The following is a 569-nucleotide window of genomic DNA, read 5'->3' on the forward strand; positions in this document are numbered from 1 at the left end:
AGGATTAGAAGAAAGTAAACTAAAAGGAATACTTGAAGCATTAAGTAAAGATAAATTAGATGTAATACTTTCAAATCCTAATGGAATAACACTAGATGGTGCAAGTTTTTTAAATATACATAATATGGCTTTAACAACATCAAAACCAATAATAGAAAATGAAGAAATAAAAGGATATAACAAACCTAAAGGAAACATCAAAAGCTTAAAAGAACTAAATACAGATGAGAATTTAGAGATAATAGCAAGTACCTTTAAATCAGAAGGAGATATAAAGGCAAAAGAATTAAAAGTAACAACATATGCAGGAGAAGAAGGCATAAAGCTAAGTGCAGATATCATAGGTTCTATACATGGAGATGTAGTAAAAATAGTAGCAACAAAATCAGGTATAGGAGTTAAAAGTATAACTTCAAAAGATTTAACATTAGAATCAAAGACACAAGCTAAAATAGAGGAAATAAAGACAGATAATCTAAATGTTAAGGTAGAAGGAGATTTTACAAATAGAGATAAAATAATATCAAATGAAAGTATTAATATATCAGCTAAAAACATAATAAATGATG

Annotated in this window: 1 protein-coding gene; it reads left to right on the top strand. The window is 26.5% G+C overall.

Going from position 1 to position 569, the window contains the following annotated elements:
• On the top strand, positions 1-569 hold a 569-nt coding region (locus tag AYC60_RS00095), incomplete at both ends, for a two-partner secretion domain-containing protein (RefSeq protein WP_156447597.1).

This window comes from Streptobacillus felis (genome assembly GCF_001559775.1).
Classification (GTDB): Bacteria; Fusobacteriota; Fusobacteriia; order Fusobacteriales; family Leptotrichiaceae; genus Streptobacillus; species Streptobacillus felis.